Raw genomic sequence first — 12,331 nt, 5'->3', positions numbered from 1 at the left:
CTAAAAGGGAATGCCAATTTGGTCATTCCCTTCTACCTTGTGTATTTCTCTTTGTATAATTATTACAATTCGCTCTTTAAGATTTCCATTGCTTTTTCAAGCTGATTATCTGCATCCGGGTTATTTTCATCCTTTTCATATTCTACTTCCACATCCGGGGTAATACCCTCACCGTTAATATTTCTTCCATTCGGTGTAAAATACTCTGCAATCGTCAGTTTCACGCAAGTTCCATCTTTCAAATCAAAGATCTGCTGCACAACGCCCTTTCCATAAGACTGTGTTCCAACAATTTTGCCAAGCCCATAATCCTGGATAGCTCCCGCATAGATTTCAGATGCACTGGCACTATTTCCATTCATCAATACTGTCATCGGAAGATTAAATTGATGTTCACCATCAGACGTCATTTCCTGCCGATTTCTATCTTTATCTTCTGTATAGACAATCAATCCTTCCGGAAGCATCAGATCCAGCATATCGCAGACAGTACTCAGATTACCTCCCGGATTATTTCTCAAATCCACAATCAGTCCCTGCATTCCCTGATTCTGAAGATCTTCTAATGCCTGTTGATATTGATCATAAGTAACACTGTCAAATTCAGAAACTGCAATATATCCCAGATTATCTTCCAACATACGATATTCTACTGTCTGTGCCTGAATAGTATCACGAGTTACCGTCACTGTAACTTCCTCATTTTCTTCTCCCCGAAGCACAGTTATATCTACGGTAGTTCCTTTCTCGCCTTTGATGTGAGATACCACTTCCGTCAGATCCTCTCCTGTCACTTCTTCTTTATCTACCTTATAAAGAATGTCCTCATCCTGAAGTCCTGCCTTCATCGCCGGAGAATCATCATATATCTGAACAAGTGTAATAATCCCAGTATCCATATTCTGGCTCAGTACTGCACCGATACCGTCATATTCTCCCTCTGTTGTTTCGTAGAAAGATTTGGTTTCTTCTTCATCATAATACACAGAGTATGGATCATCCAATCCTGAAATATAGCCTTTATATATTCCTTCCTGAAGTTCTTCTTCATCTACGTCATGTAAATAATTTTTATCAATTAACTTCTTTAATTCTGCAATTTTTTCTTCAGTCTCACTGGTAACAGCTTCCCTACTGCTGTCACCCAGTTTTAATCCACAGGATACAAGTCCTGCAATCAATAACATAGCAAGGGCGCCAAAAAGCGCCCCCTTAACAAAACTTTTTTTATCTTTCATAGATATCAACCTTTATTCTTACAGATAATTACGTGGATTCACCGGTGTACCATTCTGCATAACCTGGAAATGCAGATGTGGGCCGGATGAATTTCCTGTACTTCCTACTGCACCGATATTCTGTCCCTTACTCACCGTCTGTCCTGCCCTGACATACATCGAATTGCAATGCATATAATAAGTCTGAAGTCCATTTCCATGATTGATTACGATCATATTTCCGGCATTCCCACTATAACTTGCAGAAGTCACAGTTCCACTCGCTGCTGCATAGATTGGTGTTCCTATCGGAGCAGCAAAATCCATTCCTTTATGATTCGTACTTGCTCCCGCAATCGGCTGTTCTCGATATCCAAATTCACTGGATATGTAAGTATATCCCGGACAAGGATGTGTAAATGTTCCATTTCCAGTAATCACAGATGCTCCCGCATTATTACTGTACCCACTGTTTTTCTCCTGTTGCTTACGCTCTGCCGCTGCCGCAGCTGCCTGCAGTTCTGACAGCTTATCCTTTGTGTCACCAAGATCACTGCTAATCTGTTCAATCTCAGCATCCTTGCTTTCCATAAGCTCTGTCACACTGTCTTGCTTTGTGATCAGATCATTCTGCATAGTCTCCAGTTCATCATATTCTGCCTGAAGCGCCGCTTCCTGTTCTTCCACATCTTTTACAACCGCCTGAAACTCTACCAGCATGGTCCGGTCGTATTCTGAGATTGTTGTAATATATTCCGCATTGTTCAGAAATTCACCAATACTTTTTGACTCGCACAAAATCTCAACGAACTGTGTATTTCCATTTTCATACATGTACTTGATTCTTTTCTTCATGCTTTCGTATTGGTCATTTTCATCAACCTTTGCCTGAATCAGTTCTTCTTCTTTCGCACTGATTTCTGTTTCTTTCTCTTCAATCTTCGTCTTTGTCTCTTCCATCTCACTGACAATAGACTCTAACTGTTTTTCCAAAGACTGCTTTTCTTTCTCTGCATCTTTTTTCTTCTTTTCCAGCTCTTCCGCTTTTTTCTGCGTTTCGCTGATTTCAGTCGCATTCGCCTGAATCGCCATTCCAAGGCACAATACCAGCACTAATAAAAAACTAAGCGCCTTCTTTCTTCGTATCATATGTAACCTCCTATGATATTATACCTTCAAGTGCTTACGGATTGTAAAGAAACTTCCCACAAAACCGATTCCTACTCCCAAAGCAATACCAACCGGAAGCAATGTCTTGTATACCTCCATTACCGGAAGGAAATCTACAATATTATTCAGGAGGCTGAACTTAGTCATGATATAACTTACAGCCTTATCATACATAAAATACAATGCAACCAAAGGAATAATTGCTCCAATTGCTCCAATTAACAAACCTTCTATTACAAATGGCGCCCTGACAAATCCATCCTTTGCACCAATATACTTCATAATCGCAATCTCTTCACGCCTTACTGTAATACCCATCGTAACTGTATTGCTGATCAGGAAGATGGAAACCGCAAGTAAAATCGCGATAATTGCTGCAGAAATATATCCCACCAGCTTATTGACACTAGTCAAAGTCTTAGCTACTACATCTGATTTATTAACTTTACGGACCCCATCGAGACTTTCTGCATACTCTACAACATCCTTTTGCTTTGACACATCAGACATATACACTTCATAGTTATCTGAACTTGCCAACGGATTATCATTTTTAAATCCATCCGCAAGATCACTGGATTCTCCAAAATATTCCTCTTTAAAGTTCTCCCATGCATCATCTGCACTTACATAATTAACTTCCAGCACACCTTCCGCATTTGCAAGCTGTTTTCCTATCTCTTTTTTAGTAGAATCAGATGCATCTTCATCAAAGAAGACGGTAATCGCTACACCTTCTTCTGCTTTTTCCACCATATAATTAAAATTCACAACAATGGCGAAAAAAAGTCCGAACAGAAAAATACAAGCTGCCATCGTTGCAATAGACGCAACGGAAAACATCTTATTTCTTCCTATGTTCTTTACCCCTTGTTTCATCGAATATCCAAATGTACTAATTCTCATTATTATACCCACCTTTTTTCTCGTCGCTTACAATGACTCCCTTTTTCATTGTAACAACTCGCTTCTTCATCTCGTTTACAATCTCCTGGTTATGTGTAACTACCAGTACGGTCGTTCCTCTGTCATTCGCCTCCTCCAACAACTTCATAATCTCCCATGAATTTGTCGGGTCAAGGTTACCGGTAGGCTCATCTGCCAACAAAATCGCCGGTTCATTTACAATTGCTCTAGCAATCGCAACACGCTGCTGCTCACCACCGGACAATTCTTTTGGAAATGACTTATATTTCTGCGCTAAACCAACCAGTGACAATGCTGCCGGTACTTTCTTCTTGATAATTCTGGTCGGTGTCTCTGTTACACGCTGCGCAAATGCAATATTATCGTATATATTTCTATCCTTCAGCAATCGGAAATCCTGGAACACAACTCCAATATTTCTTCTATACATCGGAATCTTTCTGTGTTTCATTCGATTCAGATTCTGACCATTTACAATAATAGTTCCAGATGTAGGTTCAAGCTCTTTCATGATCAGCTTAATCAAAGTTGATTTACCAGAACCGCTGTCACCTACGATAAATACAAATTCGCCTTGTTCAATCGTAAGATTTATACCATTCAAGGCCGCAACCCCTTTTGAGTACTCTTTCGTTACTTCTTTTAATTCAATCATATTTTCCTCCTGATTATTAATACTCCAGCGACTCCATATAATTCATATACTTCACAACCATAAGTGCAATCTTAAAGGTAATTGCATCTTCAAACACACGCAGATCCAAGCCGGTACTTTTCTGTAATTTATCCAGCCGATACACCAGTGTATTACGATGAATATATAATTGTCTGGATGTCTCTGATACGTTCAGATTATTCTCGAAGAATTTGTTAATCGTAGTTAACGTCTCCTCATCGAAATCATCTGGAGATTTCCCCTCAAAAATCTCACGTATGAACATCTTGCACAATGGAATCGGTAATTGATAGATCAAACGTCCAATTCCCAAAGCACTATATGCAATCACATTCCTTTCACTAAAGAAGATCTTTCCTACATCCAGAGCAAGTTTTGCTTCTTTGTATGATTTGGATACTTCTTTAATATCATTGACGATGGTTCCATATGCAATCAGGACTCCCTCTTCTCCTTCCTCTGTCAAAAGGTTATACAGATTCTGAGCAATCTTCTCCAATTCCACATGACCATCATTAGGCTCCAGTTCTTTCACGACAATAATATTTTTCTCATCAACTGCCGTAACAAAATCTTTCGCCCGGTTTCCTAACAGATTCCGCACATTATCAAGTGCAGTACTGTCCTTTTCGTGCTTTGTCTCAATAATAAAGATAACACGTCTTACTTCCGTGTCAATATGTAATTTTTTGGCACGGTTGTAAATATCCACTAATAACAGATTATCCAGCAGCAAATTCTTGATAAAATTATCTTTATCAAATCTTTCTTTATAAGCAATCAAAAGATTCTGAATTTGAAATGCAGCAATCTTTCCCACCATGTATACATCATCACTGCCGCCATTAACAAGAAGTATATACTCCAGCTGATGTTCATCAAAAATCTTAAAGAACTGATACCCCTGAACAACCTGACTGTCAGCCGGAGATTCTACGAATGAAACAATTTCATCCTCATAATTTTCCTGTTCTGTAAATGTACTTGCAAGAGATTTACCATCGGTGTCCATTACGCAGAAGTCAATACGTGTAATCCCTTTCAATCCTTCAATTGTATTTTGAAGTATTTGATTAGATATCATATTCCATCTCCTCCACTCATTTCAATATGCATTTTTCACAATAAAATAGGCTCAATAATTCTAAAAACACACATTACTAGACTATATATTAATATATATAGACAAAAAAATAAAGAGGAAATCACATTTTTTTGTTGATTTCCTCAAGTTTATTTTCATTTATCCATTTTTTTGTCATGTACATAGTGACGAAAAGTTATTTTTCTCGTTTTCTTTTTTCCATCTCGTTCTTAAATAGATGCCTGATAAAGAATTGTCCCAGCCATCCTTGCCCAAAACCGGTTTGTTTCACAGGTGTGTTTTTCTTTCCAAGTCCTACCCATAAGCGCGCATCCAAAAGGGATCTGTTCTTTATAATAAATGTTTCCTGAAGAGGTGAGGAAAGTGTTGCAAGAATACAATCCACTTCTCCTCCATTGATTGCATTGACCAGCATATCATCCGCACGATTTTGTGCAGATACTTTTGCCATACCTATAATCTGTGTACCCCCATAATGGCGTTGAAGATAATTATACATCTCCTGTCCTTCTTCTTCTGATTCCACCAAAAGATAGACTCTTTTATGATTCTTGTGGAGATATCTCATAAACATTTTTAAGAAAACTTGACCTTCTGTTTCCTGTAAAAACTTACGGTCTGTAATATCTGCCGCCTCAAGGATCGTCTTATCTCCAGCCAAAACCAGATCAAACTTACTGACAGCTTCTTTGACTGACGGCATGTCATCGACCTGCATCAATCCTTCCACTGTTGCGGTCTCAATTACACTGACCGGCTCTGTTTCCAGGTAAGACATTGCTTTTTTCATTGCTTCTTTTGCTGAACATTGATCTATATCTACATCTAAAACTCTAATCTTACTGTCCATATTTTCACCTGCATAAATTACTTCCAGTTTTTCGATTATAGCAAATGGATATTCTCTTTTCAACCTTTATGTCCAAATGTTCACACTTGTTAATATTTTTGTCATTTTTTCCCTGTCTCTTTTTTCTTTTTTGTCATCAATCCGCCAATTTTCCCTGTTTCTTTTGAAGAAAGTGATTTCCACCCTTCTTCCATGACTTTATCCAACAATCCCAATTCTTCTGCTATCTCATATTTTAATTTTTCATCTTGCGTCAGCTCATCAAGTCGAATACTTTTCTTCTTTTCTTCCATATCCATGCATACCCCTTTCATTTTTCATAAGTATTGACCTGTTTTCTTTAGAATATACTGGAAGGAAGTCCAAACTTTTACCAAAAAGAAAACGTCTCTCCTCAGAAAGACGTTTTCCATCCCTTAATAATTGGCCGGTTCATCCGGAATGATAATTGCCGCAATAAAATATGCCAGAATTCCTGTTCCTGTACATGCAAAAAGTACCAATGCCAGTCGGATTAATGTGGGATCTATATTAAAATATTCTGCAATTCCTCCACATACTCCACAGATCATTCTGTTTTTTCTTGAACGGTATAACTTTTTAGGTTCCATACTCATATCCTCCTTTATTCTTCATGATGCATTTCTTCAAATTCAACAGTAACGTTTCCAACACCACATTCAATCTGCATCTCCTTATTTGCTCCGTTATCAATCCGTTTTTCTACTGACAGACCAGAATAACTGTTTTCACCGCAAATAATTTCTCCAATGCCACATTCAATATCATAATTAAATTCATGTTCTTCCCCCTCTGCAGTGTACTGAATCTCACCAACACCGCATTCAATCTCCATATCTAGATCCGCACTTCCTCTGGCAGTCAGAGAACCAGTATCACAATTAAGATCAACCTTCGCAGCTGAAAAATGATCAATCTCTGCCTCACCGGCACCAACATCTACCGAAAAACTTTCTGCGCATACATCTTCCACATATAATGTTCCCGCGCCAATATCCAGAGAGACTTCACCCAGTTTTGCTTCTTTTGGGAGATAGATTCGAATTGTGCCAATTCCAATATGATTGATATGTGTCAGATTCTTTTTTGTACTTAGTTTTAGTTCATTATTCTCCATATAACATCGAAAGCCCAATTTTTCACTGATTCCGTCTGTCTCTACGATTATATCTTCACTGTCCGATGTCAGGACCTCTACTTCACCTGCAAATATCTCTGCATTTATTTTTCTTACTTCATGGAAAGATTGATGAATGTCTTCCGCAATATATTCTCCTGCATCTTCTGATTCATCATCCCAATGAATCACTCCAAACCCAATTCCATTCGGGAATCTACTATGCAATGCCTCTGTCGTAACTCCAAGCCCCCATGCCGCCACGCAACATGCCAGACCTATCCCGGCAGTCACTCCGCACACGATCCAGAATATCTTCCAGCCACGTCTCATCGTTACGCCACCACCCTTCTATGAAATGGTTTTCTGCAAAGCCATACAATTCCTCTACAGATTCCTGGGAACACAATAATACAAAGTCTGACACTTGCCACTGTTGCTATCACTCCAAGAACAGACAGAATCAATCCTGTTCCAATAAGAGCAAGGCCAATCGCTAATTCCGGAATAAGATTAATGATTCCCACACAGAAGACAGATACTCCTGCAATCACAACTGCAATAGAGGCAATAACAAGTGCTACAAATACTGCAAATAACACAACTACACATCCAATAATCAATGCTGCTATTCCCAACGCAACGGGGATAATAACTGGACCCGCCATAAGAATGATTGCAATAATTAATATAATTTTTAATATTTTGCTGGTTCTCGGCGGACGTTGTTCTTCATAGCTTTGATAGCCGCCACGATACTCCTCTTGAGATTCTTTATGACTCTCACGTTCTGTCGGCATATTCTTCTGCTCATATCTTGCATCCGTATATCCATTTTCAGTATACTCGCCGGCATCCTGGAAATCTCCTCTCAAATCGGCTTTGATATTGGCTGCGACAGTTGCCGGTTCTCCCAGTTCCTCAATAACCTGTTGTTCATTCTCTTCTCCGGCATCATCAAAATAGTCATTATAATACTGCATCGCTTCTTTTCGTTCCTCCACAGGTACATCCTGTAATAATGAAGCTAATTCTGTCATAAACTCTATGCGATTCATGCAGTTACACCTCCCTCAAACAATTCATTGATTTTTCCAGAATAATTTTTCCATTCTGTCCGATACAAATTCAACTGCACCATTCCTTTTTCTGTCACTTTATAGTATCGCCTGTTCCGGCCATCAAACTGCCGATCATATACTTCCAGACATTCATCCTTCTGCAGTCTTCTCAGCACCGGATATAAAGTTGACTCCGATACTTCGATCGTCTTTCTTACATCCTGAGTAATCTTATACCCATAAGTTCCTTCCTTCTCTCTCGAAACAACCGCCAAAACGATTGCATCCAGGAGAGCAGCTCCGGTGTTAAATACCATATTCTCACTCCTTTGCTGGAATTTATAATATTATTTATAAATACAATATTATTTTTATGCCTATATTATATGTTGTATAATATAGTTTGTCAACACATATTGTGTGGAAAGTGTTAAAAAAGCAGGATAAAATTCTCATGCGAAATTTTATCCTGCTTTTTTTATGGATTCTTAGCGAAAGACATCTGAAACCATCTGCCCAGCTCCACTCCTCACCGTACTCTCTCTACACTTCCTCCTACACAACGATTTCCTTCTTCATCGTAAAGGAATAGATGATCTTCTCTTTCACTTTTTTTTGCGTCATCTGCTCCAATGCTTTTGCATAATAATCGAGCTGCGCATGGTATTTCTCAGCCAGTTCGTCTGGACTGCAGATCTTATCTGTCTTGTAATCCAATACAACAAGACCATCATCTTCTTCAAAATACGCATCAATAATCCCCTGAACAAGGATTAACTCCCCCTCCTCCTCTTCCGGATAAATCTCTCGGGCATCTACTCCGAGGACAAAAGGCTGTTCTTTCCACAGATGCCCCAGCTCAGCGGCTTTTTTCATCCGCTGCCCCACACTGCATTCCAGAAATCCTTTTATGTCCACAGTCCGGATACATGCCGCCATATCTTGTCCCAGCTTTCCGTCTGCTACATAAGCATCCATTGCAGATTGTAACGTTAATGTATCGTAAGATTTCGACAGATCCAGAAGCTCCATCACCCGATGGTATGCCGTACCACGCGAAGCACCCGTTAACTCCTCTTTTTCCTGCAAAAATCTAGGCACAAGAGGCACGACTTCCGGTTCCTCATAAAGAAGTTCTCCTGATTCATCCAACTCTTCTCCGAGACTTTCCTTTAGATAGCTTCTCTTTTTTAATTCTGACACTGTAAATTTCATCTTTTGCTGTCGGCTGTCCATATATGGATACTGATAACTGAACTGTTCCCGCAATATCTTATGAACATCCTCTTCATAGATTTTCTGAGTATCCCAGTTTTCCAATATGGTTCTGGTAAGTCTTCCAGCCGTTTCTTCTTCCACCTCGTTCCGTACAATATCCTCAATTGTTAAGATTCGCATCTCCATTGGAACATCTGATCCCAGACGCTGCATAGCAGGAAGAATCCAATCCCAATAAGTTACTGCTTTACTTAATCTTTCGAATGACAACGTATCTTCTTTCTGCTCAGTCACTATCTTATACCCTGCCATTTTCTTTTCCAGATTCGAGATAGTTCCCGTAAGAATCAATTTTTCTTTTGCTCGAGTAAGTGCCACATACAAGACCCTTAATTCTTCTCCCAGACTGTCTAAGGCTTCTTCTTTCTGTATTACTTTTTTTATGATACTCGGGCTTTTGGTTCTTGCCGCAAGATCAACAGCATCCAGTCCCACCCCCATCTTGGCATGGAGTGACACGCTGCTTCGTGCATCCTGCATATTAAATTTCTTTCCTAAGCCAGCTACAAACACGACAGGGAATTCCAGTCCTTTGCTTTTGTGGATGGTCATTACACGGACGGTATCTGACTGCTCATCCTCAATACTTGCCTCTCCATAATCCACATCATATTTTTGAAGCTGCTCAATATAACGGACAAAATGAAACAATCCTTTATAGCTAGTGGCTTCAAAAGCTCTTGCTTTCTCAACCAGCATCTCCAGATTCGCCCTTCTTTGTTCTCCTCCGGGCATTGATGATACATAATCACCATAACCAGTCTCTTCGAGAATCTTCCACAAAAGTTCATGCATAGGTGTATACGGCAGAATAGACCTGAATTCATCCATCTTCTTCAGACATTTTTCAAGTTTTCCTCGAATCACAGAATCTTTTCCCTCAGCACAATAAGATGTAACTGCCTGATGAAAGGAACCATCTCTATATACGCTCTTGATAGATGCCAATTCCATTTCAGTCAGTTCACCGAAAGGAGATCTTAACACTGCTGCCAGAGGAATATCCTGTCTTCGATTATCCAAAACTCTCAGATAATCCAACAGAACACCTATTTCCTGCGTTGCAAAATACCCTTCTCGCGTACCTGCATATGTCGGGATTCCTTGTCGATTCAAAACTTCTGTAAATACATCTGCAAACCCTTTCACACTGCGGGTCAAAATTACAATATCCGAATATCGTACCGGACGAAACTCACCGGTTTTTTTGTCGATCACCTGATGGCTGGCCAACAGTTCTCGAATTCTGCCCGCAATTGCCCGCGCCTCTAATTCTCTCTCTGTTATCCTGGTAACCTCTTTTAACTCAACGTCTGCTCCTTGCCATGATTCCAGATCACTGTCAATCACCAGGACTTCTGTCTTCAGATTCTTACCTTCTTTATAGTCCGCTCCCGCATATAAAGCTGCCTGATCATCATAGGTAATTCCTCCCAGATTACGTACCATAATCTGTCTGAATATAAAATTCACACTGTCCAACACCTCGCGCCTGCTTCGAAAGTTTTTATGAAGATCAACACGCTGAGTCTGACTATCTTCCATACTATAAGTATGAAATTTCTCCATAAAAAGTTCTGGTCTGGACAAACGAAAGCGATAGATGCTCTGCTTCACATCACCTACCATAAATATATTGTAATGTCCCTGAGACACCTTAGAGATGCTGGTCAGTATCGTCTCCTGAATAAAGTTACTGTCTTGATACTCATCAATCATAATCTCAAGAAATTGTTGCTGATATTCTCTGGCAGCTGCTGATGGCAACAAACCATGTTCTGTCTTCTCCGTCAGAATCTGTAGAGCATACTGCTCCATATCCGAGAAATCAATCATATTTTTCGCCCGTTTTTTCTCCTCAAATCGCTCTGCGAATATCTGCACCAATTCCGCAAGTTCCTCCATCGCCGGGCGGCAAAGCTGAATATCCTCCAGGACATCCCTTACATCCTGATAGAAATACTGTCCTTCTAGGTCTTTTACAATCTTTTTTACTTCTTCTCGGATAGATTTTACTTGTTCTATTTTATCTTCTGATACCATCTTGTCTTTGTTGACCGCCAATCGCACCCACTTTACTTCCGAAAATACCTGTGTCATTTTCTCAAATGTGTCAGCAGAGCGCAATTTCTCAATGACCTGACTGTCATTCAAAAGAGTCGTCTCATATACCGCTGGTCCATCTGCAGTCTGGCAAATTGCGATTCCCTGCTCCAATAATTTCATAGCTTCTTCCAGATAGCTTCTTGTATTCTTCATTGCGAAACAAATATAATCACATTCTTCCAGTTCCTGAAGATCTTCTATCTGATAAGCTTTTACACATTTTTCTATCCACTCTTTGGCATCTGGATAACTTCTGGAAAATTCATAAATCTTCAAGATCAGCTCTTCTATCTTCTTATCACTTTTGCCTCCTCCATATGCCAAAGAAAAATCCAAAAATCTCTGATTTCCTTGCTGATATTTTTCTTCCAGAATCTCTTTTACAACATCCTGACGAAGTAATTTCAGCTCTCCTTCTTCTCCAATGCGAAATCCAGGATCCAGATTAATCACATGAAAATGATCTCGGATCACAGACAGACAAAAGCTGTGTATCGTAGTAATATGAGCATTGTGAATCAAAGTTGCCTGTTGCTTTAGATGTTCATTCTCTGGAAATTCATCCAGTTTTTTTTCTATCGCATTTCTAATTCTTTCTTTCATCTCAGCTGCTGCCGCTTCCGTAAATGTTACGATCAACAGTTGATCAACATCTATCGGATTCACATCTGCTGTCAGCATCGTAATAATGCGTTCTACCAAAACCGCTGTTTTACCAGAGCCAGCCGCTGCTGAGACAAGGATATTCCGATTTCTCAGATCAATCACTTTTTGCTGTTCTTCCGTCCATGTCACGCCCATGA

Annotated in this window: 12 protein-coding genes; all 12 read right to left on the bottom strand. The window is 39.6% G+C overall.

Annotation, left to right across the window (positions count from 1 at the left end):
- Positions 1-62: 62 nt before the first annotated feature.
- Positions 63-1,238: a S41 family peptidase gene (locus tag ABE613_RS12335; RefSeq protein WP_347376511.1), complete on the bottom strand. Its 1,176-nt coding sequence runs from the start codon at positions 1,236-1,238 to the stop codon at positions 63-65.
- 18 nt (positions 1,239-1,256) lie between these two features.
- Complete coding sequence (locus ABE613_RS12330; RefSeq protein ID WP_235233986.1) at positions 1,257-2,366, bottom strand: murein hydrolase activator EnvC family protein; 1,110 nt, start codon at positions 2,364-2,366, stop codon at positions 1,257-1,259.
- An 18-nt stretch (positions 2,367-2,384) separates the two neighbouring features.
- Positions 2,385-3,293, bottom strand: coding sequence for a permease-like cell division protein FtsX (ftsX, locus tag ABE613_RS12325; RefSeq protein ID WP_235233984.1), 909 nt, complete (start codon positions 3,291-3,293; stop codon positions 2,385-2,387).
- Positions 3,283-3,969: a cell division ATP-binding protein FtsE gene (ftsE, locus tag ABE613_RS12320; protein WP_235233982.1), complete on the bottom strand. Its 687-nt coding sequence runs from the start codon at positions 3,967-3,969 to the stop codon at positions 3,283-3,285. Before ftsE ends, ftsX begins: the two co-directional genes overlap by 11 nt.
- 16 nt (positions 3,970-3,985) lie before the next feature.
- Positions 3,986-5,074, bottom strand: a complete 1,089-nt coding sequence (locus ABE613_RS12315; RefSeq protein ID WP_235233981.1) for a PucR family transcriptional regulator — start codon at positions 5,072-5,074, stop codon at positions 3,986-3,988.
- A 196-nt stretch (positions 5,075-5,270) separates the two neighbouring features.
- Positions 5,271-5,945 carry a WecB/TagA/CpsF family glycosyltransferase gene (locus ABE613_RS12310; RefSeq protein WP_235233880.1) on the bottom strand — a complete coding sequence of 225 codons (675 nt, stop codon included), beginning with the start codon at positions 5,943-5,945 and terminating at the stop codon, positions 5,271-5,273.
- A gap of 101 nt (positions 5,946-6,046) precedes the next feature.
- Complete coding sequence (locus ABE613_RS12305; protein WP_235233922.1) at positions 6,047-6,238, bottom strand: alpha/beta-type small acid-soluble spore protein; 192 nt, start codon at positions 6,236-6,238, stop codon at positions 6,047-6,049.
- Positions 6,239-6,361: 123 nt separating this feature from the next.
- Entirely contained in the window at positions 6,362-6,556 is a 195-nt protein-coding gene (locus ABE613_RS12300; protein ID WP_235233881.1) for a PspC domain-containing protein, read from the bottom strand.
- Between the two features lie 14 nt (positions 6,557-6,570).
- Entirely contained in the window at positions 6,571-7,416 is an 846-nt protein-coding gene (locus ABE613_RS12295; RefSeq protein ID WP_235233883.1) for a DUF4097 family beta strand repeat-containing protein, read from the bottom strand.
- A gap of 2 nt (positions 7,417-7,418) precedes the next feature.
- Positions 7,419-8,141, bottom strand: coding sequence for a DUF1700 domain-containing protein (locus ABE613_RS12290; RefSeq protein ID WP_235233884.1), 723 nt, complete (start codon positions 8,139-8,141; stop codon positions 7,419-7,421).
- Positions 8,138-8,461, bottom strand: a complete 324-nt coding sequence (locus ABE613_RS12285; protein ID WP_235233885.1) for a PadR family transcriptional regulator — start codon at positions 8,459-8,461, stop codon at positions 8,138-8,140. The genes ABE613_RS12290 and ABE613_RS12285 overlap by 4 nt, the downstream gene beginning before the upstream one ends.
- A 238-nt stretch (positions 8,462-8,699) precedes the next feature.
- Positions 8,700-12,329 (bottom strand): helicase-exonuclease AddAB subunit AddA, encoded by a 3,630-nt coding sequence (gene addA, locus ABE613_RS12280; RefSeq protein WP_347376510.1) that lies wholly within the window; start codon positions 12,327-12,329, stop codon positions 8,700-8,702.
- Positions 12,330-12,331 lie beyond the last annotated feature (2 nt).

The organism is Dorea chungnamensis (assembly GCF_039832125.1).
In the GTDB taxonomy this organism is placed as follows: Bacteria; Bacillota; Clostridia; order Lachnospirales; family Lachnospiraceae; genus JAFBIX01.
Note: the sequence above shows the minus strand (reverse complement) of the source record. Positions and strands in the feature narration are given on the sequence as shown.

Bases quoted from the DNA above. Each gene is read 5' to 3' on its own strand.
- ABE613_RS12335 (WP_347376511.1), bottom strand. From the start codon at position 1,238: ATGAAAGATAAAAAAAGTTTTGTTAAGGGGGCGCTTTTTGGCGCCCTT.
- ABE613_RS12330 (WP_235233986.1), bottom strand. From the start codon at position 2,366: ATGATACGAAGAAAGAAGGCGCTTAGTTTTTTATTAGTGCTGGTATTG.
- ftsX (WP_235233984.1), bottom strand. From the start codon at position 3,293: ATGAGAATTAGTACATTTGGATATTCGATGAAACAAGGGGTAAAGAAC.
- ftsE (WP_235233982.1), bottom strand. From the start codon at position 3,969: ATGATTGAATTAAAAGAAGTAACGAAAGAGTACTCAAAAGGGGTTGCG.
- ABE613_RS12315 (WP_235233981.1), bottom strand. From the start codon at position 5,074: ATGATATCTAATCAAATACTTCAAAATACAATTGAAGGATTGAAAGGG.
- ABE613_RS12310 (WP_235233880.1), bottom strand. From the start codon at position 5,945: ATGGACAGTAAGATTAGAGTTTTAGATGTAGATATAGATCAATGTTCA.
- ABE613_RS12305 (WP_235233922.1), bottom strand. From the start codon at position 6,238: ATGGAAGAAAAGAAGAAAAGTATTCGACTTGATGAGCTGACGCAAGAT.
- ABE613_RS12300 (WP_235233881.1), bottom strand. From the start codon at position 6,556: ATGGAACCTAAAAAGTTATACCGTTCAAGAAAAAACAGAATGATCTGT.
- ABE613_RS12295 (WP_235233883.1), bottom strand. From the start codon at position 7,416: ATGAGACGTGGCTGGAAGATATTCTGGATCGTGTGCGGAGTGACTGCC.
- ABE613_RS12290 (WP_235233884.1), bottom strand. From the start codon at position 8,141: ATGAATCGCATAGAGTTTATGACAGAATTAGCTTCATTATTACAGGAT.
- ABE613_RS12285 (WP_235233885.1), bottom strand. From the start codon at position 8,461: ATGGTATTTAACACCGGAGCTGCTCTCCTGGATGCAATCGTTTTGGCG.
- addA (WP_347376510.1), bottom strand. From the start codon at position 12,329: ATGGGCGTGACATGGACGGAAGAACAGCAAAAAGTGATTGATCTGAGA.